The organism is Streptomyces sp. NPDC006335 (assembly GCF_040612795.1).
Classification (GTDB): domain Bacteria; phylum Actinomycetota; class Actinomycetes; order Streptomycetales; family Streptomycetaceae; genus Streptomyces.
Window position 1 is genome coordinate 41,328 of the sequence record NZ_JBEXQX010000027.1, and the last position, 21,460, is coordinate 62,787.

18 protein-coding genes are annotated in these 21,460 nt (G+C 69.5%); 1 reads left to right on the top strand and 17 read right to left on the bottom strand.

The window, feature by feature from the left end; translation table 11 throughout:
- The first annotated feature begins 75 nt into the window (after positions 1 to 75).
- A complete protein-coding gene (locus ABZ098_RS41690; RefSeq protein WP_356599688.1) occupies positions 76 to 1,275 on the top strand; it encodes a pentapeptide repeat-containing protein in 1,200 nt (399 codons plus the stop codon).
- Positions 1,276 to 1,410: 135 nt separating this feature from the next.
- Here ABZ098_RS41690 and ABZ098_RS41695 read toward each other — a convergent pair whose 3' ends face one another.
- The 17 genes from ABZ098_RS41695 to ABZ098_RS41775 form a co-directional block, all read right to left on the bottom strand.
- Entirely contained in the window at positions 1,411 to 4,872 is a 3,462-nt protein-coding gene (locus ABZ098_RS41695) for a hypothetical protein (protein ID WP_356599690.1), read from the bottom strand.
- On the bottom strand, positions 4,872 to 5,324 hold the full coding sequence (locus ABZ098_RS41700; RefSeq protein ID WP_356599692.1) for a pilus assembly protein TadG-related protein: 453 nt from the start codon (positions 5,322 to 5,324) through the stop codon (positions 4,872 to 4,874). The genes ABZ098_RS41695 and ABZ098_RS41700 overlap by 1 nt, the downstream gene beginning before the upstream one ends.
- Positions 5,324 to 5,776: a TadE family protein gene (locus tag ABZ098_RS41705; protein WP_356599694.1), complete on the bottom strand. Its 453-nt coding sequence runs from the start codon at positions 5,774 to 5,776 to the stop codon at positions 5,324 to 5,326. Before ABZ098_RS41705 ends, ABZ098_RS41700 begins: the two co-directional genes overlap by 1 nt.
- A gap of 5 nt (positions 5,777 to 5,781) precedes the next feature.
- Positions 5,782 to 6,129 carry a TadE family protein gene (locus tag ABZ098_RS41710; RefSeq protein WP_356599696.1) on the bottom strand — a complete coding sequence of 116 codons (348 nt, stop codon included), beginning with the start codon at positions 6,127 to 6,129 and terminating at the stop codon, positions 5,782 to 5,784.
- 77 nt (positions 6,130 to 6,206) lie between these two features.
- Positions 6,207 to 6,527: a hypothetical protein gene (locus tag ABZ098_RS41715; protein WP_356599697.1), complete on the bottom strand. Its 321-nt coding sequence runs from the start codon at positions 6,525 to 6,527 to the stop codon at positions 6,207 to 6,209.
- Between the two features lie 38 nt (positions 6,528 to 6,565).
- Entirely contained in the window at positions 6,566 to 7,450 is an 885-nt protein-coding gene (locus tag ABZ098_RS41720; RefSeq protein ID WP_356466991.1) for a type II secretion system F family protein, read from the bottom strand.
- Positions 7,447 to 8,397, bottom strand: coding sequence for a type II secretion system F family protein (locus ABZ098_RS41725; RefSeq protein WP_356599699.1), 951 nt, complete (start codon positions 8,395 to 8,397; stop codon positions 7,447 to 7,449). Before ABZ098_RS41725 ends, ABZ098_RS41720 begins: the two co-directional genes overlap by 4 nt.
- Complete coding sequence (locus ABZ098_RS41730) at positions 8,394 to 9,881, bottom strand: CpaF/VirB11 family protein (RefSeq protein ID WP_356599701.1); 1,488 nt, start codon at positions 9,879 to 9,881, stop codon at positions 8,394 to 8,396. The genes ABZ098_RS41725 and ABZ098_RS41730 overlap by 4 nt, the downstream gene beginning before the upstream one ends.
- Positions 9,871 to 10,698, bottom strand: a complete 828-nt coding sequence (locus ABZ098_RS41735; protein WP_356599703.1) for a hypothetical protein — start codon at positions 10,696 to 10,698, stop codon at positions 9,871 to 9,873. The genes ABZ098_RS41730 and ABZ098_RS41735 overlap by 11 nt, the downstream gene beginning before the upstream one ends.
- Positions 10,698 to 11,405: an SAF domain-containing protein gene (locus ABZ098_RS41740; RefSeq protein WP_356599705.1), complete on the bottom strand. Its 708-nt coding sequence runs from the start codon at positions 11,403 to 11,405 to the stop codon at positions 10,698 to 10,700. The genes ABZ098_RS41735 and ABZ098_RS41740 overlap by 1 nt, the downstream gene beginning before the upstream one ends.
- A gap of 21 nt (positions 11,406 to 11,426) precedes the next feature.
- Positions 11,427 to 12,293: an ATP/GTP-binding protein gene (locus tag ABZ098_RS41745; protein ID WP_356599707.1), complete on the bottom strand. Its 867-nt coding sequence runs from the start codon at positions 12,291 to 12,293 to the stop codon at positions 11,427 to 11,429.
- Between the two features lie 8 nt (positions 12,294 to 12,301).
- Positions 12,302 to 12,904, bottom strand: coding sequence for a hypothetical protein (locus ABZ098_RS41750; RefSeq protein ID WP_356599709.1), 603 nt, complete (start codon positions 12,902 to 12,904; stop codon positions 12,302 to 12,304).
- Between the two features lie 403 nt (positions 12,905 to 13,307).
- Positions 13,308 to 14,216, bottom strand: a complete 909-nt coding sequence (locus ABZ098_RS41755; RefSeq protein ID WP_356599711.1) for a replication-relaxation family protein — start codon at positions 14,214 to 14,216, stop codon at positions 13,308 to 13,310.
- On the bottom strand, positions 14,213 to 16,843 hold the full coding sequence (locus ABZ098_RS41760; RefSeq protein WP_356599713.1) for an ATP/GTP-binding protein: 2,631 nt from the start codon (positions 16,841 to 16,843) through the stop codon (positions 14,213 to 14,215). Before ABZ098_RS41760 ends, ABZ098_RS41755 begins: the two co-directional genes overlap by 4 nt.
- The gene (locus tag ABZ098_RS41765; RefSeq protein WP_356599715.1) at positions 16,819 to 17,403 is read right to left on the bottom strand and encodes a hypothetical protein; all 585 of its coding nucleotides are present in this window, start codon (positions 17,401 to 17,403) and stop codon (positions 16,819 to 16,821) included. Before ABZ098_RS41765 ends, ABZ098_RS41760 begins: the two co-directional genes overlap by 25 nt.
- A gap of 44 nt (positions 17,404 to 17,447) precedes the next feature.
- Positions 17,448 to 18,560, bottom strand: a complete 1,113-nt coding sequence (locus ABZ098_RS41770) for a bifunctional lytic transglycosylase/C40 family peptidase (RefSeq protein ID WP_356599717.1) — start codon at positions 18,558 to 18,560, stop codon at positions 17,448 to 17,450.
- 35 nt (positions 18,561 to 18,595) lie between these two features.
- A complete protein-coding gene (locus tag ABZ098_RS41775) occupies positions 18,596 to 21,460 on the bottom strand; it encodes a hypothetical protein (RefSeq protein ID WP_356599719.1) in 2,865 nt (954 codons plus the stop codon).

Genomic DNA, 21,460 nt, shown 5'->3' on the forward strand with positions numbered 1-21,460 from the left:
CCGGTTGACGCGCATCTGGTCACAGAGCCGGCAAACGCCTCTCACGGCCGCGCGGCGCGCGTCACGATCGGCTGCGTGTCCACAGACAAGCGCCGCCCGAAGCAGCTAGGCCGCCACACCCCGGACCTGTGGCCGGTATGGCTCGTCGCACCCATCGCGTTGGTCCTCGTCTCAGCACTCGCGTATGGCCTCTATCAGGGTGCAGACGCGCTCCTCACCGCCGATAACACCGGCAAGGAGCCCGTCAAGGTCCCCGATGTCATCAAGACGACGGTCACCGTCCTGACCCTGGCTGGTGCCGTCCTCGCCGGCCTGTACGCCTACCGCAAGCAGCTCCTCGATGAAGGAGCCTCCCATCGTGCGGACGCCACCCAGCTCGCCGACCGGTACACCACGGCGGCCGAGCAGCTCGGCCACGACCAGCCCGCAGTACGCCTCGCCGGGGTGTACGCGATGGCGCGCTTGGCCGATGACTGGCCCGAGCAGCGTCAGGTGTGCATTGACGTGCTGTGCGCCTACCTGCGGATGCCCTACGAGCCCGACCCAGCCGCGGCGGGAGCCGTGAAAGGCGAGCGAGAAGTCCGCCTCACGATCATTCGGACCATTCGTGATCACCTTCGAAACCCCGCCGCGCCCACCACCTGGTGCGGGTGCGACTTGGACTTCACGGGGGCCGTCTTCGATGGCGGCGACTTCAGGGGCGCGGTGTTCTCCGGCGGCGTGGTCGACTTCAGCCAGGCCACGTTCTCCGGCGGCGTGGTCAACTTCATCGGCGCGACAGTCTCCGGCGGCAGGGTCGAGTTCGATGGAGCGACGTTCTCCGGCGGCGTGGTCGACTTCAGTCACGCCACGTTCTCCGGCGGCAGGGTCCACTTCGTCCGCGGCAGGTTCTCCGGCGGCGCGGTCTACTTCATCCGCGCAACGTTCTCCGGCGGCGTGGTTGACTTCATCATTGCGACGTTCTCCGACCGCGGAGTCGCCTTCGGCGGCGCGACGTTCTCCGGCGGCACGGTCCACTTCAGCCGCTCGTCATTTTCCGGCGGCGGTGTCGCCTTCGATGGAGCGACGTTCTCCGGCAGCACGGTCGCCTTCGACGGCGCCACGTTCTCCGGCAGCACAGTCGCCTTCGATCGAGCGACGTTCTCCGGCGGAACAGTCGCCTTTGACGGCGCCACGTTCTCCGGCGGCACGGTCGACTTCGCGGATGCGCGCATTCATGCCGAAGCTTCCATCAGCTGGGGCCCGTTCTTGGCGATCCCTGTCAATCAGCCCTGACCCTACGCGGCTGTCACCTGCTGAAGGCCGTGCTGGGTCTGAGCGAAGGGGCGCGCCTTGACCCAGGCCAATTGCCGAGATCATCGGCCGTGCGGTTCGTCACCGTGAGCATTGGGCTGTCTCGCAGAGCACCACTTAGAGGACCTTGCGCTTCGACGTACCCGAGCCGTTGAGGAGTTCGTGGATGAGGGCTTCGGTCTCCGTCTCCAGAGAGCAGTCCAGCGACCGGTTGATCTGTTGCACCCGGGTGATGGCGGTATGCAGTCCCTGCCGGTTCCCGGCCGCATACTCGATCCGCAGCCAGTCCCGATACAACAGCTCTGCCGTGTCGTCGACGTCGAGACCGGTCGCGACGGCCTGACGAGCTGCGCTGAGGTCGTGGTGCGGTCCTGCGGGCGTGCGGTAGGTGGCCACGGTGTGCGCGACGTCGATGATGCGGGTGATCATCTCCTGCTGGTACGGCTCGGCCCAGGGCAGGGCCTTGCCGCCGAACGGCCGGCCCCGCACCAGAGTGAGCGCCCGCTCAAGGTCGGACAGGCCGGCCGGGCCCAGCGGCAGGGCCCGCTCGACGAGCTGGAGGAAGCGGGTCCAGTCGCAGCGCACGCCGGGGGAGAGCCGGTAGGGGCTCTCGCCGGTCTTCCGGCGCGGCACGTAGGGATCGCCGGCCGGGTCGTTCCCCAACGAGCGACGCAGGCCCTGCATCCGGGCGTTGAGGGTGCTCAGCGACCAAGGACTGACGGGATCCATGTCCGAACACAAGGCGTCAGCGCTGCGCCCGGGGCGGAAGAACAACAACGCGGCGAGTTGTGCCATCCGGGGGCCGTGGCCGGTGCTGTCCACGCCGGTCACCTCGACCGGTCCCAGGACGCGGATCTCCGGCGCGTGCAGGTCGTGCGCCTCGCACCCCTCCGCCTCTGGCTTGTGCTCCTCGCCGGAGTCCTCGTGGTCGTCAGTCTCCCCGGCCTCTTGATCGCCGGTGTCCGCCGCCGTCAGTGGCACGGGGGCTGGGGGTGATGTCTCGGTGTCCGGGCCGCTCTTGCCGTCGGCCTTAGTCCGCGTCGTGGGCAGAAGGGCAAGTCCGGAGGGATCGGTGGTGGCGGCGAGCAGAGCCGGGAACACTTCGCCGCCCGAGTCAGATGCTGCTGTCAACGAGGGGCTCGTGGCAGCGGGCGTAGGCGCGATGGGTTCCTCCGAAACTGGAGGATCCGGCTGCTGAACGCTGTCGGGCTCGTCCGGGACGTCCTGCCAGGGACCCTCGGCCGGGTGTGACGGTTGCCCGGACACCTTCAGTGCGGTGGTGATCTGCACGTAGGCGGCGTGCTCCAGGCGCTGCACCGTGATGTCTAGGCCAGCGTAGTCGAGGTTCTGTGGCTCGCTGAGTGAGGCGTTGAGGATTTCCGCTTCAGGGAAGTGTGCGGCCGCCGAACTCGCTGGGGCGATCAGAGTGACGGGCACTGGGCCGGACTTGTCGATGACATCGGCGAACTGCCAGGCCGTGTCCGCGTCCAGAGATGACGCGCAGAGCAGCAGATATGGCTGGTGCTGGGTCTCGGGCATCTGGTGCGCTTCCAGCAGCCGCTCGGACAGGTCCCGCAGCGCGTGTGTGGCCTGCCGCATGTGGGCGATCCGCGCGGTGGGAAGCAACTGCGGCAGGTCCTCGCCGAATCCGATCGTCACGACCTCGACTTCACTCGCCCACGGGCTCATCCCGAGTTCCAGGGCGAGGGAGGTGCACACCTCGGAGATGTGGACCGGGTTGCCGTCCAGCAGCAGGGCGGGCAACTGCGCGAGGTTGAGCAGCACAAGCTCACCCGCCGCGGTGCTGCCGACCGTGACCAGACCTGGATACGGTGCCGGCACCTCGCGGGCGGCCTCCTCGTCCAACAGGACCGCATCTGGGGCCAGGACCCACCAACCTCCCTCGCCGGAGACGAAGGGCGCCTGCGCCTCTTGGGAGAGATCCTCGGGCAGCACTTCCACCGCGCGGGTGCCGATTCGTGCGGCCCGCAGCGGCGGCACGAGCGCGGGGTCCTCCTCCCGCGCCGTGGCATGGGCCAGGGTCCGCAGTGCCACGTCCAGGCGTGCAGCGCCGCCCGGCTCGGCGGCCGCCGCCAACTGGGCCTCTGCGGTGGATGTCTCCGATGCGATAGCGATCTTCTCGCCGGGCTTGCGGCGGCGGCGCTGCAGCGTCCTGCGCAGGGCGAGGGCCCCGGTGATGGCGGCGGCCAGGAGCGCGCCGGCGCCGAGAACGGTACGCAGGCTCAGCGGGCTGCTGGCCGGGGCCGTCGCCGGGGTCTCGGACGCCGTGGTGGCGGGTGACGCGGTGGCGGAGCCGGATGACTCAGCCGACGGTGAGACGGCAGAGGGCGAGACGCTTGCGCTGGGCCCGGGCGTCGCGGAGGCGGATGCGGAGGGAGAGGCCTGATCCTGCTTCCGCTCCTGGGCAGGGCGGCTCGCCTGCGGGCTGGTGGCCGAGACTTCCGGTGCAGGCGCTGCGGTGTGGCTGGGCGCGGGCGCTTGTCCCTCGTCCGTGCGCTCGCCCGGAGTCTGCTCACCGTCGGGTTTCTCGGCGGCTGGGGGAGTGGTCTCCTTGCTGCCCGACTCTTCCCCGTCGTGAGGGTCCTGGGGCGGCTGGGCGGGCTGGGTGCCTGGCACAGTGACCTGTTGCCCCGGGCGGATGAGGTCCGGGTCGGTGATTGCGGGCAGGCCGTCAGGTTGCGGCTTGCCCCGGCTGGCCGCGAACAGCTCAGGCCATTTGTCGCCATCGCCGAGTTCCTTCTCTGCGATCTTTGACAGGTAGTCGCCGGACTTCACCGTGACGGCGTGCTCGCCCTTCTCGTCGGCAGCCGGGGCGTCGCCCCCCAGCTGCGTACGGACGCCTCCTGCGACATCGGCGGGTTCGGGCATCTCCAACTGCCAGCCGGGCTGCAGAAAGCTGTTCGCGCGGAAGACCTGGCCATCGACCATGGTCCGGCCCTCGTTCAGGTCGGCGATCTCCCTCCACCGTTCGCCGTCCCCCAACTCCCGTTCGGCGATGCCCCACAGGCTCTCTGCGGGCCGCACCTCGCGCACCGTGTACAACGACGGCGACGTCGAGGTGCTCGCGGCGGACGCGGGGGGCCGATCGGCTTCGGTGCTTTGCGGGGCCTGCGTCGCCTGGCCGGGGATGAGGGCTGCGGTCGTGGCTGGCGCGGCCTGCGCGTCGGAGGCCAGAGCCGAGCTGGTGGGCAGCAGGACCAGGATGCTGCCGATCAGAAGAGCGGCGGCCCGCTGTGAGGAGCCCAGACCCCGCGGGGCGTGCCAGGTGCGGCCACGCAACTGTGCGATCAGCTCGCGGACGGCACTGAACGCGAACTGCGCCCACCCGATCCAGCCCACCACGACGAGCAGCAGCAGAAACACCGCCCCCGTGTCCTGCCGGTCCAGCAAGTGCCTGAGGTCGTCGTGGGTGGAACCCCAGATGACCGGGGTGGCCCAGGCCAGCAACAGCGGCAGCCCGGCGACCGCAGCAGCCAGGACGATCAAGCTCAGCACGGCCTTGAGGACCCGGACCAGGGTGCGGGCGGCCGTCGCGGCGGGGGAGGGGGTGGTGCGCATCAGTTTCCTTCAGGAGCAGTGACGCCATGCAGGAGGGTGGCCTTGCCATGGCCGGTCACCGACAACGAGCCGATCCCCACCACAGACAGAAACTTCGTGTCGTAGGAGCCGGTGACGTCGACGGTGAGGGTCTTGCCGTCGCCGGACACGCTGACCGTGCCGGTGGCGCCGGCGGAGCCCAAGTAGGCCTGGGCGGCGGCCACTGCTTCCTGCGGATCCACGACGATCGCGGTGCCGCTGATGGCCTCGGCAGGATCGATGGCCTGCCCGCCCGCCCGGGCGGCTTCGCCGGCGATGTAGTCGGCGCGTTCCGTGGCACGCATCTTGCTGCCGCCGTCGACGGCGACGCCGATGATCCCGATCAGCGCGATGACGCATACGGCGACGAACACGGTGATGCCTCCGGCGTCGTCCAGCCGCGTTCGCCATAGGCCTGAATGACGGAGGATCATCAGTCACCCCGCTGCCTGTACTGGTCCACTACAGAGGTGGCGGTCGACGTGAGCGTCTTCGCTCCGGGAACCCCGGGAAGCAGCAGATCGGAGAGATTGACGGTGCAGGTCACGGTCGCGGTGACCGTACTTACCTGCCCCACCGGCACGTTCAGACCGCCGGTGTTGATGTTGACGCTGGTGGACGCGCACTTGATGCCCTGGTCGTTCAGGGACTCGGCGGCTGCTGCCTGCGCGGCGCTCTGGGCGGCCGCCGCTGTGCGGTGAATGGAGGCCTCCCGCGCCGCGTCCTCAGCGGCCGCGTCGATCTTCGCTCCGGAGGTGACGATGCGTCCACCAGCGATGGCCATACACAGGAACATGATCAGGGCTGGGAGGACGATGGCAGCCTCGATCGCGGCGCTGCCCTCATCTCTTCGGAGCCTGCGAGCCCATCGGGCCGTGTATCGCATCTGGTTCACTCCCCCGGTACGGTCCAGCGCTCCACCGGGCCGGACGCCGACTGGGTGACCTGCAAGCCCGACAGGCCCGGGATCATCGACAGGGCCGTGCCGGACACCACAACCCGCACCCGCTGTCCGTCGCTGCTGGCGGAGACGCTGTAGCCGCGCAGGCTGTCACCAGCTGTCCGGCTCAGCACGTCCCTCGCCTGGGCCGCGCCCTCGCCTGGGCTCGACTCGTAGGCGCGGGCAGCGGTGAGGCCCTCGCGGGCAGCGGTCAGGGCGATCTGCCGTGCGTAGTACCACATCGAGGCCTGGATGACGGCCACCGTGGCGAGCAGCACGAACGGAAAGATGATCGCCATCTGGATGGACGTGTCCCCCCGGTCGTCGCGCCATCTTCGCCCCTGCCACCAGCCCTTCAGCTGATCCCGAGCCGCCATCACAGACCGTTGAGCTGACCGTTGTACTTGGCGATCACGACGGCGATGGTTCCGGCGATCAGGACGGCGCCGGTGACGGCGGCCACCCAGATGATGACGGTGGTGGTGCTGATGTCGCCGCGGTCCGGTCGGCGGGCGGCCTCCTGAAGACTGTCCTGAACTCGGGTGGTCAGCCGGAGGACCGCACGGTTCGCGCGTGCCCAGGTGCGCGCGCCCCGGCGGCCACGGCCCGGTCCGCGGGACGCGGTGCACGAGCCGGCGTGCGGGTGCGTGGTCGCCCGGAGGACAGCACGGCGGGTGCGGGCTGCGGTGTGCTTCATTGCTTACCTCTCTGGTGCGTTGAACGAGTTGCTGGGTCTCAGACGGTCAGCATGCGGATCACCGCGGGGAATGCCATCAGCAGCATCACCAGGACGGCCAAGAGGGCTCCCGGCGCGGTCATCTTCTCGCTGGCCGCGTTCGCCTCGGCGGCCTGGTCGGCCAACAGTTCGGCGTTGAGCGCCGCGGTACGGGCCCGCAGCGCCTTGTAGACGGCTGCGCCGTCGGTAGCGCTGCCGCGCATGATGTCGGCGACGTCGTCCAGGACGGGCAGGTCGTACTCGTGGGCGAGCTGCATCAGCGCCTCATAGGGCGGGATCTTCTCCAGCCGAGCCCGGCGCAGCGCGCCCTGCAGATACAAAAACGGCCAGCCCTCGCCGACCTCGGCGGCCTTCTCCAGGGCCTCGGCGGGGCCGGCGTCGGCGGCCCGCTTGAGCGCGACCAGGTCGAGGTACGCGGACAGGGCGTGCGCGAACTCCTCCCTTGCCCGCTTGGCCTGATCCCGTACCGCGAGATCGGGAGTGATGAACAGCAGTCCCGCGATGAGGAGTCCGACGCCGGCAGGCACGTAGAACGGCAGGGAGACGCCTGCGATGATCCACGGGATCGTCGCTATCACCGGGCAGAGCAGGCCGAGACCAGCGAGCGCGGTCTTCTTCAGCATGAACTGGCCCGGCCCCTGACCGAGCAGGGCGAGGTTGGTGGTGGGGATCCGGACGCCGGGCAGACGCTCGAGGCGGGCCAGCAGCCACCGGCCCCACTCTTCATCGCGGTCCAGTTCCGGCTCGGGCATGGTCAACGTGGCCGGGGCAGTGCGGGCGAGGGCCGGCCCCAAGGCAGGCTGGGGGCGCAGCAGTTCCCGCACCAGCAGTGCGAAACCGGCACCCACAGTGCCACCTGCCAGGACCACCGGAAGCAGGTTCATGAGGTGACTCCTTGCGGCTCAGGGCCAGCGACCGGCACGTCCGGCTCCGCCGCAGGCGCAGGCAGCCGAACGGTGCTGGAGGGGTCGGTGATCAGGAAGCGCGGAATGCGTCGGAACGATCCCAGCTGCCGCATCAGGGCGAGCACCCCGATGAACCCGGCGGTAAGGAAGGCCAGCACCAGCTGCCCGAGCAGCGTGGAGTAGGGCTTCGTGTAGGACGGCACGAAGAACCCCGCCACCACGATGCCCACGGTGATGATGGTCATCCACCGCACGGTGGTGCGGGGCTTGGCCCGGTCCGCCTCGATGGCGCGCTTCTTGGCGACCTCCTCGCGGACCGTGCCCGCCAAGTCCTCCAGAGCCTGGGCCAGGCCCGGGCCGCGGTCATTGACGGACAGGATGAGCGCGGCCACCACCTTGTCCGAGGTGACGTCGTCGAGCTCCTCGGCGAACGCGCGGAGCGCTCCGTCCGGGCGCCAGCCCAGACGCAGTCGGTCGGACAGGTTGACGATCTGCGGGGCGAGTTCCTGTGGCGCCCCCTGCCGGCTGGTGATCATCGCCTGTTCCAGGCCCATGCCCAGCCGGAGCAAGCCCGCCAGCCGCTGGGTCCACTCACTGAGCGCCTCCAGCTGGCCGATGCGCTCCTGCGCCATCTGCGCTGGAGTGATCAACCACGGCACACCGATGACGGCCGCACCGAGCAGTGCTCCGCCCACGAAGTTCCCCGAGACCAGCCACACGGCCACGAAGACCGCGGCCGCCAAGACCGCGAGAGTCCGGCGCCGCAGCCGGACGTCCGCGCTCTGCTCCTTTCCGGCGCGCAGGACCTTCCACCGCTGCCGCAGCGGAGCCCGACGCGGCGCGGTGGTGCCCACGACACCGGCCACCACGCCGATCAGCCCGCCGACGACGGCCATGCCGCACAGCAGCCCCCACAAAAGGATCACCGGCGCACCTCCACCAGCAGAGGCAGCGGCGCCTGCCAGGCCCCATAGGGCTGCTGCAGCAGGGAGGAGTCGAAGCCCACACGGCGCAGGTCGTCGATGCAGCCCGGGTCCATGCGCGGCACGGCCCGCAGGTCCCCGAACTCGGTTCCGGGGGAGAAGACGGTGTTCGTGGCCGGGCGGCCGTTCTCGCCGATCCCGGTGAGCTCCAGGACGTGGGAGACATAGCGATGGCGCCGGCCGCCGATCTGCGTCTCGTCCGTCATGTCGACGTAGACGATGAAGTCCAGGCCGTTGGCGGTCTGCCGGTAGGCGAGCTGCTCGGACAGGTTCTCCTGGGCGAGCGCGTACAGCTCGGCGATCCGGTCGAAGATGATGTCCGGGCGCCGGGCGTGGATCGTGCACAGGTTGCCGCCCGACCCGTTCGTCAACGCCTGCATCATCGCGACGACTTCGGGCCCGCGGACCTCGCCGACCACGATCCGCTCCAGCGACATCCGCAGCGCGGGATGCATCAAGTCCAGCAGCGTGACCTCGCCCGCGCCGCGTCCGGTGACGTCCTTCTCACCGTTGGACTCGCGGCCGACCAGGGAGACGACCTGCCGGTGGTAGCCGTTGGCGTGGGCGAACAGCTCATCTTCGGTCTGGATGGTGGCGAACCGGCACTCCGGGTCGAACTCCTTGAGCATCGCCCGCATCAGGGTCGTTTTCCCGGCCTTCTGCTTTCCCGCGATCATGATGTTCTTCTCGGCGCGCACGCACGCGCCGAGGAACTCGCGCAGGATCGGATCAATCGTGCCCAGCCGTACGAGGTCGTCGAGATCGGCGTGGGAGACCCGGTGCCGGCGGATGACTGCATAGGTCATCGGCCCCAGCCCTGTGATGGCCTGGAGGCGGGAGCCGTCCTGCAAAGACAGAGCGAGGGTGGGGTTCGCGGTGGAGATGGTGCGCTCGTTGTGCCCAGAGCCCCGGGCCAACTCCCTCAGCAGTTCCAGCAGTTCCTCTTCCGACTCGGCGATCGGCCCCACCTTGCGGCGTCGGCCGTCGCCGTAGTCGAGCCACACCTCGTGCGGGCCCTGGATGATGATGTCCTCGACCCGGTCATCGTCCAGGTACGGCTGCAGCCTGCCGGCCCTAAAGAGCAGGTCGTACACGGCGCGCCGCAGTGCCTCGTCCTCCTGCGGCGTCATGGCCTGGGCGTCCGACCACAGCGCGACGGCCTCAGCGATCCAGTTCAGGCAGCGCTGTTCTTCGCTGGCCAGGTCCATATCGGGCTTGGTCTTCAGCAGTTCCTCGCGCTGCTTGGCGACCTGGGAGGCGATGTCCCGGGCAACTTTGTAGTCGACGGTGAGCTGAGGAACGGCGGCGCCGAGCGCGTGTGTACTCGAGGCAGCACCGGCAGGTGAAGGTGTGCCGTTGCTGTGGGGCACCCGCGTTGGGGGCGGTGGTGCCACGCTCGGGTCTGGGTGCAGGGGCCTACCGTGCATGGGTCACCTCCCCGCCTGCGGCGCGCAGACCGCGGGGATCGAGGCGGGCCCGGCGCAGAGCGGCCCGCTGAATCAGGAGATTGGTTGCCGTGCGGGCGGCTTTCATGAGCGGCGACTTCGTGAAGTGGCGCGGCTGCTCGGCTCCGTCGGACAGTACGCGGGCGTCCTTCGGCATGTACGGCAGCGTGGCCACCACCGGTACCTGAAGAACGCGCTGTACCTCGCCCGCCGGGTACGGCCCTTCGTCGATCATCAGAACGCTGACGTCGCCGATCCGCTCTTCGAGCGTGCGCACCCGCCCCTCGGCTGCTTGCAGACAGCGCAGCGTGTTGCGGACCACGACGAAGACGGCGTCAGCCTGCTCCGCCAGGACGCCGGATGGCCCGTACGCCCCGCGGCGGCCGAGATCGATCAGGACGTCGTGGTGGGTCTGGGCCTCGATGCCGCGGAACATCTGCGCCAGGATCTTCCAGACCGATCCCAAGCTCGCCGCCTGCGCCGGGTCGGTGATGCCGGGCAGCAGCAGCCGGTCGCGGGGGGACTCCTTCTTGCCGTCCTCGCTGCTGAGGTCGATCAGCTGGCGCCAGAAGGCGTCGCTGAACTCGTTCTTTCGGGCGGCTACCGAAAGGTTGCGCAGCCCGTACCGGTCGCCCAGCGAACCCTGCAGCAGGCCGTGCAGCACGGCGCCGCCGTCCGGGTCGCACTCGGCGAGGATCATCCGCCGGCCCGGGTCAAGGGGCCATGACAGCAGCAGGGCGAGAGCACTCGTCGTCACGCCGGGCGCGCCGCTGCACCCGGCGAGTGCGATCACCGCCATCAGTTGCCGTCCGGAGCAGCGAGGACCAGGCGCAGGGTCCCGGCCGACACCCACGCGGCGGCCCTCGGGCCTTCGTCCGCGGTGGTGGCGACGTCGACGACCACGATCCCAGTGCCGGGAGCGGCGCCGGAAGCCTTCACCACCCGCCCGTCGATGGTCTCCGGCGGGGTGTTCGAGGTCTTGTCGGCGTCCGCCTGGCCCTGGGCCGGGACGTGGACCAGCTGTACCTCCTGGCCGGGCACAAGCGCCGTTGCCGGTACCTGCTCGGGCTTGAGCCCGATCGGCACCAGTTGCTCGCCGCCCTTCACCAGCGAGTCCTTTGTCACCTGAGCGGGGGCGAGCAGGGAGCCAGGCTTGAGCTCGACCGCGGCCCGCTTGCCCACGACCGAGTCCATGTCGGTGCCGCGCACCGCCTGGACGGACGGGTCCAGGGCGATGGAGGCCTTGCCCAGGTCGTCCTCGGTCACGACCTGGCCGACCTGGACGTCGCGGACGACGGTCACCACCTCGGTGCGATTGCCGACCTGCAGCAGCAGGACGGCAACTCCGGCCCCTCCGGCGGCGATCAGCGCCAGCGACAGAGCGATGACACCTGGTCGGCGACGGCGAGCCGACACCCGCGGGGGAGCGATGGGACCGGCCGGATGTCCTTGCTGGGGGACGCCGTTCGAGCTGGGTGTGCTTGTACGTTCTTGGGTCTTGCTCAACGTTGTGTCCTTCCGGCGGCGTTACCTGACGACCTGCAGCTCGCCGATCGCCACCTGCACGTTGGTTTGCCGGATCTCGGTGAGCTGGCCGGCCTGCCCGCCGCCCTGCCAGTCGATCGTCCACGTCGAAGTCGCGGTGACCGGGAACCTGCCGCTCTTGGCGCCGGCTGAGGTCTTGGAATACACGTGTCCGCAGGTCGGCGACTGCGCCATACCCTCGGACGCCTGGTAGGGCGTGCCGGGGCCGTTGCACGACACGCTGGCGCCGTCGCCCATCCTCCACACGATCTTCGACACCTTCGCGGTCGCAGTGACGGTGATCCCGCCCGCTGACGCCGAAGCCGTGTTGGGCCCGTAAGTTGTGGCGCTCTGGTTGACCCACATCCACATCGGAACACCGACGGTGTACTTCCCGGCCGCACGCGGACTGGCGATGTCCGGGCCAAGCAGAGTCATCGAGTCGACGGCCCGCTGCGCCAAGACAGCCGGATCAACGGTCTCCTGCGGAGGGGGATCAGCCAACCAGACCATCCGAACGATGGTGTCTCCGTCGACGCCGCCCCAACCACAGGTCTGCTCGTACACGGCCCCGTCGCCGGGTTCGTGGCCTTCCCAGTCCAAGCTGCCGGCAGGTGGCTGCGGGTCCGCGAGCTTGTATGTGCACACCGTCTTGTCGGCGGAGCCGCCGCTGTCAGACGAACCGCTTCCACCGTCCGTACTGCCGCTGCCACTGCCGCCGGCTTGGCCGCCGGTCTGCCCTGGGACGTCGACCTCGACCTCGCAGTCGTACAGGCCGCACTCGATGCCGCCGCCCTTGGGGTCATCGTCGGCGTAGCTGGTGACAGGGACAGACAGCGCCGCCAGGACAGTTGCCGCGGTGATGGCCATGCGGCGCGTCAGCATGACTTCCCCTGTGGTTCATCACGGGTGACGCGCCACCCGCCCGGATACTTCTCGACGGTGCTGACGATCAGGTACTTCGTCAGCCGGTTCGCCGGGAGGGACACCGGCTTCTTGGTCTTGGCATCGACCCTCCGCCACTTGGAGATGTCCAGGCAGCTGGAGACGGTCGCGTTGGGGATCCTGCCCGAGGCATCGACCTTGGTGACTGTCTGCTCGGTGAGGGCGACGCTGCCGGTGTAGATGCGGCCGCGGTCATGAGCGCGCTTGGCGTCTGCCTCGGCGTTCTTCAGCGCCGCCGATGCGGCGTACTGATCAAGATGTGCGCTCTTGCCGGTCGGGTCGGCGTAGAGCTTCTCCATCTCCTGCCAATAGGCCCCGTACGCAGCGATCGCCTCCGTTTTCGCCGTCACCTTTGGGTCAGCGGTGGCAGACGACGTCGGGGACTGCGCGACGCTCGGGGACTCGTCTGCCTCATCCTTCCCGTCGGATGAGCTGCACGCGGTCAGCGCGAGCGCAGCGCACAGCGTGATGGAGGCGACGGCGGTCTTTCGAAAGTGCACATTGGAGTGGTGAATCTGACGTGCGCGACGTTTCACGATGCCTCCCCGTACGGCGCGGTGTGCTCTAACCGCTGCCTGAGCCGCCCACGGACGGCTCTCCGGCTCCGCGGCCTGGTCCAGCTGCGGTGATCCGTTTGCGTAGCGGCAAGATTACGCATATGCCAGTCAACTTCCCAGCGTGATATGTGAGTTCACTCGTACATCTCGGGACGTAACCAGTCACTTTCGAAACCGGATGTCCTTGTTCCGGTCACCCACGTACGGGGCGACTTCGCACAGCAGTTGTCAGTCACCGTTTGCGCGAACGAGATCTCCCCTCGCCGGCTCTTCTTGCGATTTCGCTGTGCAGAAGTAAACTAGTCGTTCGCTTACGCAAATTTCAAGGGTTTCGGTAGTAGCTGCAAGGCCCGACATTCGGGCCGTAGCCGTCGTCGTGATGTCACAGCTCGGTCCACGAGCGGGGCTTGCCGCCCGTCAGAGGGACCCATACATCAGAGGTGGGGCCGTGCTCTTCCAGGTCTTCCAGAACCACCGCTCCCAGCGGCACTTCGCGGGCGAGGTCGGCCACGAGCGGATGGTGGGCGACCATGGCCTTGAGGCCGCTGATCCGGGTGTCCATCGCCTGGCGCCCAGCGCCGGTCAGTACGAACAGGACCCGGGGAAACACCGGGTACCAGCGCAGCCATCCCTGCGAAGTCGGATGCCGGCGTCGACCGGCTGGCTGCGGATCGTAGGTCCACAGTCTCGCGTACTCGATCAGCTTGGCGGCCAGGCGCTCGCTGCTCATCGTGGCCCGGTCGATCTCGACGAACGCCCTCAGTTTCCGCCGCTGTTGGCCGTCGATGAGGGTGTAGTGCATGACCGCGTCGGCCACGACCTTTTCGCCGTCGCCGATCGAGTGGAACACCTCCGGCGTCCAGTCGAGGTGGCCGTGCTCGTCGCCGCGGCGGCGGGCATCGGCGACGAACTCCAGATGTGTGCGCAGGACTGTGAGGGTGTGGGGAGTTTTCAGCGAGGCGGCCGTCGCAGAGGTGATCGGATAGGGCGGGCGGCCTCGTAGCGCCGGCCAGTCCCGGGTGAGGCGGGCGCCCTTCGGCGTGAGGTACCAGACCCGGGTGCGGTTCGACTGCGGCAGCACTACGAAGTCGACCAGGTGCTTGCCGAGCAGCTCGTTCAGGCGTTCCGAGACCGACTGGCGGGAGCGCTCGGGCCGCAGCAGGACATGCAGTTGATTGGTGGAGGCCATGCGGTGCTGGGCGAGGGTGGCCAGGAGCTGATGCGCGAGCGGCTCCTCAGGACTGGGCGTGAAACCCGCCGTCGTGCGGCCCTTCGGCTGGGCGGTGGTCATCCGAACTCCTTTTCCTTTGACAGGTCGACAGCGGCGGCGCCGGCAGGGGAGTGCTCGGCCAGGAAGGCAGCGACACGGCCGAGTTGTTCGGCGGCGCGGTCCGTGAGCTGGCCCAGGGGGAGCGCTTGGGCGTTCGCCTGGGCGGCATGTTCCAGCGCGGGGACGTCCTTCGGGCGGGCCTGGGCGGCGAAGACGTCATCGAGATGAGGCCCGCGCAGCTGGATGGGCCCGATACGGCGGCCGTGCACGTTCATGGAGACGAAGTGCTCGAACCGCTCCATGGTGGCGACCCGATCTGGGCTGGGGGTGTCGCCCCACTCTGCGGTAATGGGTGCGATCGCAGACTTCGAACCGGCGGTGGTGGCCAGCGTGGACGCGTTCTGCACCAGGGACAGGCGGACCGCGGACGGGAGGCGGGCCAGCAGCTGGGTCGTGCCGTGGATGTGGCACCGGTACTTCCGGAGATCCTCGAACATGCTCGCGATGGTCTCTGGTGCCGCACCGGTCAGCGTGATCAGCTCGTCGAAGTACGGGCGGAACGGCACCCGCTTCTCTTCAGGCGTATCACGCCGGGAGCGTGCGGCCCGCAGCAGGTCACGGGCGAGCAGGGCAGTCAAGAGACGGTCGGTGGGCCCGTTGCCGCCCGGGCATACCCACACGATCATGTTGGAGTCCATCGCGGCACGGATGTTGTACACGCCGATCGGCTGACCGAGGAAGGCGCGGGTGACCGGGTTGGCGGCCAGCCGGGAGATCGGGTTGAGGACCACGGCGAACGCGTCGGGCGGCAAGGTGGGGAACACCACCTGCCACCATGATCGGGTCTCCTCATCCAGGCGGTCCGCCACCGCGGTGAGCGCTGCCTTGCGGAACTTGGCGTCGGTGAGCAGGGCCCGCATGTGGAAGATCGTGGCCTGGTCCTCGGGTCGGCCTGCCTGGCAGGCCGCCTGGTTGACCGCGACCAGGACGGCCAGCGCGGCGGTGAGGATGGTGAGCGCACGAGGGGCTGTCGCGTCGTCCCAGGCCAGTACGGAAGCGTATGCGTCGGCGATCGCTTCGACGACCTCGTGCGCGGCCTGGCCCTGGTACATGCCGAGCGGGTTCCATGAACTCACCCGCGGGTTGGGGCCCAGGCCGTTGAGGTCGATCAATGCGATCCGCGGCATCAGCGCCTTGTGCGCAAGGAACGTGGTGGCGCGCGGCCAGGAGTCGCGGTGCGGGTCGACGAAGATCAGCCCTCCGCCCGCGTGCGCCCAGCCGATCGCCTGCGCCAGGGCCCTCTCCGTCTTTCCGCCGCCCGCCTTGCCGACCCCGACCTCGAACAGGGTCTCCTCGGCGTAGGTGGCGACCATCCGCTCTCTACTGTCCGGGCCCCGGTAGATGCCCTGCAGGAGCAACTCGGGATCGCCGAATTCGAAGGTTGGCAGATCGCCGGCGAGTACCGGGAGACGGCAGTGCGTGGTCGGGGGCTTGAGCAGGCCGGTGAGTTCCTCCAGCCGCACCCAGTTCGCGCGGGGAGGCTGGCAGTGCCCCAGATTCCAGCGGCGCTCGAAGCCATGCCGGGTGGGCCAGTGGTCGGCGCCCACCCGCCACGGTCCCAGCCGCCAGCCGCGCATGGCCCACCGGGAGCGGCCGCCGAACACGTCGAATGCGGCCTGGAGCTGGGCGAGCCGGGCCTGGGCGCGGCCCTCGGTGTTCGAGGCGCACATCACCAGCAGCTGGACCCGGACCAGGTGGTCGTCCTCGGCGAGCTTGCCCAGTGCCTCGGTTGGCTCCACTCGGCGGGGAACGGGTGGCATCACCAGCCGCCGTCCGGATCCCGAGCCGGGTTTGTCACTGAGGAGCTGCTGCATCTGCCAGCCCAGGGAGTCCTCGATGCCGCTGGCGTCCTGCCGCAGCCAGCGCGCGGCCCGCTGGGATTCCCGGCGTTCGGACCGGCGTGCGGCGCTCATCAGCTGCAGGCGGCGCGCTCGCAACGCCCACTTGGGGGCGCGCTGGATGTCGAGCCGGACCTCGGCGAGGTCGCCGAGCTCGGCGCGCAGGTCGGACACGGCGTCAATGAGCGGCTGAAGCGGGTCGGGTGTGAGCGGTACTTCACGCAGCGGAGAGGTGAGCTTGCCTCGCAGGATGAACTCGGCTCGCACTGTGTGCGTCCGCGGCTCGTCGACGATCGGCCGGGCGCGATTGACGGTGACGTCCGGCCCGAACGGGGTGATGGACAACAGGCGTTCACCGCCCGCAGGGCCCTCGATGCGGTAACGCAGTGGCGCACTGCCGTCCGCGCGCAGCCGGATCTGTACTGCCTTGGCTCTGCGGGGTGCCCACCAAGGCATGGCCGTCGATGCGCGGGCGAGCTGGACACCGCGCCGGAAGATTTCCTCCAGGCCCGGGTCGAAATGCCGGTTGGAGACGAGCTCCAGGGCCATCCGCTCGGCCGAAGCCTTGGCAGCGAGCCGACGTACCACCAGCTCACCCGCGCCCCAGCACGCGGCGATCGCCAGGGCGAGCAGGTACCAGTGGTCGTATAGCCAGTCGGCGGCGTCAACCAGGCCGGTGACCAGGTCGAGTACCTGACCAGCGGCCGTGTCATCGGCCCGGTCCGTCAGGTACGGGGCTGCGGAGTCCACGTCGCTGCTCCCTTCTTGATAGTGCGGGTGAAGTGCCAGTCGGTGATGCGCAGGTCGGTGAAGGTGCCGCCGCGGTCCATGCCGGCCCACACCAGATGGACCACCGCCGTGTCCGGGCTGCCGTCGCGGCGGGCGATCGCGGCCTGGATACGGAAGCGAGCGGTGGCGAAAGCCGGGGCTACCGCCTGGCCCGAGCCGAGGAAGACCTCTGGCCACTTCGCGCGGCCGACTCCGGTGGCGTCCGCGCGCAGCAGAGCACGACCGGCGGTCAGCAGCTCCCGCTCGTCGCCTGCGGGAAGGTCGGCGGGCCAGGCCGCCTCCAAGTTCCGTTGGATGGCCGGGTCGCCGGCCGTGCCCTCGCCGTGCGGCGGCAGAGCGGACTCGACGGCCGACGAAGGCGATGCGGCGGACGGCGCGGAGGCAGCCGTGTCAGCGGTCGGCTTGCTGGCGGCAGGCACGGTGGCCGCCGATGATGGATCCGTGGTCGCGTGCGCCGTCGACGCCGGGGCGGGTTGCTCCTGCGGTAGGCCCAGCAGGGCGACACCTGCGACGGCAAGCATGACGGTGCTCAACAACAACAGGCGCGGTGAGCGCGGGGCGGTGGTCACAGCAGCCGCGCTCCCCCCGCAAAGCCCGACATCGCGTTGACGGAGTCCAAGCGCACCACGGTCTCCGGGCGGGGAGCGTTGACCATCTTGCCGCCGCCCACGTAGATCCCGACGTGATAGATCGTTGCATCGCGTCCGGGAGCGGTGGCGTAGAAGACGAGGTCACCGGCTCTAAGCGCGCTCGTGCCGAGGCCGGCCGGGATCCGCTTGCCGACACCTGCCTGGGCGGCCGCGACGCGCGGCAGGCTGATGCCGGCCTGCGCGTACGCGTACTGGGTCAGCCCGGAGCAGTCGAAGCCGTTGATGCCCACGCCGCTCTTCCCGCTGGGGGAGCAGCAGATGCCCCTCGACTTGCCGCCCGCGTTGCCGCCGCCCCACGAGTAGGGGACACCCTGCTGGGAGAGTGCGGCCTCGATGACGGTGCGGACCTTTCCCGTGACGTTCTTCAGGTCCGGGTCCTTGGCGGCCGCCGTGTAATGGTCGACCCAGCCCAGCACGTTGGCGACGTACTCATTCGACTGGTTGTACTGGAAGATCGCGGCCTTCAGCTGCGACCGCTTCGTCAGGTCACGGCCGTTTCCGCACAGATAGATCGCGGCGCCGAGCGCGGCGTCGTCGGCGTTGTGCGGATCGGCAATCTTGTCGCCGTTGGCGTCCTTGCCGACGCCTTCCCAGGTGGAGGGCAGGAACTGGAAGGGGCCGACAGCACGCTCCGCGCTCGCGGTGCCGTCCCAGCGGCCGTTGTCGGTGTCGGGGAAGGCCGTGGTGTTGCCGCCCTGGCCGGAGCCGTTGAGGAGCACCCCGTAGATGCGCGGGCGGATGTCACCGTTGTCGGCGATGTTCCTGCCGACCGCGTGGTTGGACTCGACCTTGGCGATCCCGGCGAGGATCGGCCAGCGCATGCCCTGGCAGGTCAGCACATGCCTGCCGACCTGCTGGACGGCCTTCTTGTACGCGGTCAGCATCCGCGGCGGGATGTCGGCTGCGCTGCCGCCCTCGGCGATCCCGCCGTCGTCCTGGGCACCCGACTTCAGCGCGACGTACGCGCTGATCGCGTTGCCTACCGGTGCGGCACAGCACACGGCGGCGAACAGCAACAGGGCCACCACACACCCCCACCGCGCCATCCGGCGCCGGGTCGGCCTCACTCGTCCCCACCGTCTTCCGGCTGCCGGGCCCGCTCCTGACGAAGGCGCTCTGCGTCGGGCTCGGTCCTGCGCATCAGCTCCTGGAACCGGGCCCGGGCCTCGTCACGGGCGCGGCTGCGAGCGCCGCCCCCACCGGGGAAGACCGGCCCGGACCTGTCCGGTGCCGGGCTGGGCGAACGCCGGGGCCCACCGCCTCCAAGCCGCGTCGGGGACGTCGGCGGGGCACTCGGCCGGGGACTTGATGCTGCCGTGGTCGGAGATGCGGGCGCGCTGGCCCGCCGAGGGTCCGGCGGCGTGCGGCCCGGGGAACCGGAGGAACCGGTCGGACGCGGAACCGGAGTCGATGCTGGACGGGTCGGCAGACGACGGCCGACGAAGGGGCCGGGTCCGCCGCTGTCGCCCGTGTGCTCCCGCAGGACACGGGACACATGACGGCCCGTGTCGGCCCACGCCCGGCCGTCCTCGCGAACGGTATTGCCCCAGACCCGCACCTGCTGGCGGGCGTCCTGGGAGTAGCGCGAGCCTCCCGACCGGGCCCGGCGCACATTGACCGGCAGACCGACCGTCGCCCCATAGGCGGTGCGGCCCCCGCGGTTGAGGATGCGGTACCCGCGGAAGCGGACCAGGCGGTTGTGGGCGCGGGTGGACAGCAAGGTGCGGTCGGTGTTCTGGTCGTGCAGCACCTGCCCGGAGTTGCGGTCGATGACCTGGCCCTGTTCGTTGCGGTAGCGGTCGGGCGGCCCTGAGGGCCGACGCGGACCCGAGCCGCCTGAACCGTCGCCGCCGTCCGAGGGGCCACCGCCCGAGTTCGGGTCGCCGTCGGCGGTGGGCTTGCGCCACTTGGCCAACTGCTCTCTGTCCGGTCGCTTGCCGATCAGTAGCCAGTGCGCGCCCTTCGCGCCGAGCCGCGCGCCCAGCCCGCCCACGGCGGCGGCCGCAGTGAGCGGGGCGAGACCACGCCCGGCTTCGGCGGTGGCGTCGGCGAGGATTCCGCCGGTGTCCACCGGCATGCCCGCGCCGTCGACGAGGGACGAGAGTGCGCCCATCAGCCGCTGGCGGGTGCCGAGCATCCCGAACCGGCCGCCGCCACCTCCGGTGAAGGCGCGCAGCCCGCCGCCGTAGCCGCCCATCGCGGCTGGGGAGTTCATGGCGAGCGCGGCGCCGAGTTCGGAGGTGTCGCCGGGCATGTGGGTGCCGCCGACCTTGGCGTAGCGCATCCGCATCGCCATGCGCTGCCCGAAGGACGTGATCCCCGACAGCAGACGGCGGTGCCCGGCCGCACCCGCGATGGCGAGGACGTCGATCAGCAGGATGCGTTCGACCATCAGGTCGGGCCCGTTGGTGATGGTGGCGTCGATGGCGATCCCAAAGAAGGGGATGAAGGCGCAGATTCCGACGACAGCGAGGCATGCGATGCCCCAGAGGGACAGCCACTTCCACACCGACTGACGGGCAGGGCCCGGCAGCATGCCCGCGACGAAGGTGACGCCACCGACGGCGGCCGCCGCGGCACACACTCCCTGGGTGCCGAGCAGGACGATCGCGCTGGACAGGAGCATGCCGCAGATGAACAGGGCCGCGATCAGCAGCAGGAATGCGCCGCCGACCCGCCACCACGTGGGCTGCTCGGCGTAGGCAGCGCACGCCTTCCCGACGTCTCCGGCCTTCTTCATGTCCGCCATGAACGCCGCGAACTCCTGGTCCTCTTGCGACACAATCGCGGTTGCGGAGTCCAGCAGTTCACCGCCCGGCGTCAGCTCAGGCAGCCCGTCGCTTTCGCAGACCTCTCTGGCCTGGCCGTCCAGGAGATCGCAGTTGTCACCCGCCTCCAACTTGTCGCTCTCGCAGAACTCCTTGGCCGGGCCGTGGACCAGCGAGCAGGCATCCTTCGCCTTCTTGCGCTTCGCGTTCTGCTCCTCGCAGTACTTCCGCGCCGGTGGCGCGATCAAAGAACAGTCCGCACCACCGTCATCGCCGTCGCTGGTGGAGGCCTTGTATCCGCCAGCGACCCACTTCAGATGGACGGCGTAGGCCTCGCGGTCGGACTTCTTGGCGGGGTCGAGGATGCGCCCGTACTCGAGCAGCATGTACGGCTTGACGATCAGCGCATTGGTGATCGAGTCCTGCAGGGGGCGGGCCACGTCTGCTGCTGAGACGGGCGCTTCCTCTTCACGCTCCAGGCATGTGAGTTCAGCGTTGCCGGCCATGCCCGCGCACGGGTCGGTGCTGGCGATCTTGCCGCCCCAGTCGTAGGAGTTGACGCTCTCCTGGGCGACCTCGGCGGCCACCTGCTGGGTCTGGCCCAGTGGCCCGTCCTCGGCGAGCAGGTAGTCCGGGCGCACGAAGGTGGAGGCGGCGAACGCCGCGATCAGCAGAGTCAGGAAGATCTCGCCCAGTCCGCGGCCGACCCGGCCGCGCACAATCATGAACCCGGCAAAGAAAAACGCCCAGGCCAGCAACAACCCCTTGAGACCGAGGGCGCCGACGACCACGTTGTTGTAGGCGTCGGCGGCCTTCTGCGCGGGGGCGGTGAGGATCTTCAGCAGCGGAAACCGCAGAGCAACCTCGACGGACCAGCCGGCCAGTCCGACCAGGAGCCGGATCAGCGTGAACAGGCCCGACAGCGCGAAGGCGAGGGACTGCGTCTTGAAGCTCACGATCGAGCCCCCGTCCGCGCCCAACTCGTAGCCGTTGATCGGCAGTCCCTCGGAGGAGTCGATGTTCAGCGGCGCGAGGAGGTCACCGGTCTCACTGCTGCTGCTCGCCGCGTACACAACCTGGCTGTTCACCAGGAGGAACACGCCGGTGAGCAGCACGGCGAAGCCGGCCGAGCGGAGGGTCGCGCGGTCTGGACGGAACAT